This window comes from Spirillospora sp. NPDC000708 (genome assembly GCF_040299565.1).
In the GTDB taxonomy this organism is placed as follows: Bacteria; Actinomycetota; Actinomycetes; order Streptosporangiales; family Streptosporangiaceae; genus Spirillospora.
In genome coordinates, this window is record NZ_JBEPCJ010000243.1 from 1 (window position 1) to 1,276 (window position 1,276).

Annotated in this window: 1 protein-coding gene; it reads left to right on the plus strand. The window is 43.1% G+C overall.

Going from position 1 to position 1,276, the window contains the following annotated elements:
* On the plus strand, positions 1-1,276 hold a 1,276-nt coding region (locus ABT299_RS52705), incomplete at both ends, for a hypothetical protein (RefSeq protein WP_500255485.1).

Here is a 1,276-nt window from a genome sequence, read left to right on the forward strand (position 1 = left end):
AGAAAACAAAAAATATTCACTAAAAGGAGGTTTTGCATTGGAAAATCAGAAAAAGCACTTTCAGATGAAGTCATCAAGTAAATTTTGGTTACTTAGCACTGGAATTCTTTTAAGTTTGTTAGTGACTAGTCTGCCTTTAGCAGTAAAGGCTGATGAAAATTCGGCTGTTACCCCACCAAGTCAAACTGAAGCTGTCACCGATCCAACTGTAAATTCTTCTCTTGCCGTGTCTGATTCGACAACCGAAGGAAATACAGGAAGTTCACAGGCAGAAACGCAAACTAAAGAGGCAAACTCACTAACTTCGCAGGCAAGCACAACACTAAGCGCCAGTTCAGTTTCATCATCTTCAACCAGTTCGGCTCAGTCTTCAAGTGTAGAAGCAAGCTCTAATTCTTCAGAGGTTTCAGCTTCATTGAGTTCAAAGGCCTCAACTTCAAAAGCCCCAAGTGTTCCTCTTGATTCATCAAAAGCAAATGTCACAATTGCTTCAAGCCTATCGGCGAGCGGAACAATCATAAGTCCTGCTCTCACAAATGGTTCAATTGCCAGCCAAGCCAATGGTCAAGACCCTGCAATAAGCTCGATTTCTGCGACCGGTTCAGTCGCCAATGACATTACGGGTCCGTCCACACTGGATGATGTCAATATTACAATCAAGGCTAACAACCTTGTGCCAAATAACTTTTTAACGCCTGATGGTCTTCATTGGTCAGCAAATACAGAGGTTATTCCAATCACAGGTCAAACAACAGGTCAAATCAGTACTGAAAACTTTGGACAAACGGACGGCCCGCCCATACCTGCGACCACTTATACTATGAATGCAGGAGATTCTGGACGAATTACTAATGTTGGAAGGACCCTAGCCGGAACCAATCTAGATTTGATCTATAAAGTCATCTCAACAGATGAATCAAGCTGGCAAGCCCCCAAAGAAAGTACGTCCGATTGTCCGATTGGCCTCGCTTTTACAGGCGAACAAAACATTGCCAACTCCGACGGAAACTCGATTGTCGCCCTCTACTACGGGGCAAATAATGTCAATCTCAATTATCAAATCGTCGTACATAATACGAATTTTCAAATCCCTGTTCTCGCCTCTTTTATCACAACGGATATTGATATGGCACAAGGAGTCAAGACCAATCTTGCCAACCTTTTAACGGTCATTCCAAAGACCACTAATCTTGCGACCGATTCAAGTGGTGTTATTTATGATACGACAAGCCCTGATACCGACTTGAATGGTCAAGCTAGTCTCCCTTATGGCGGT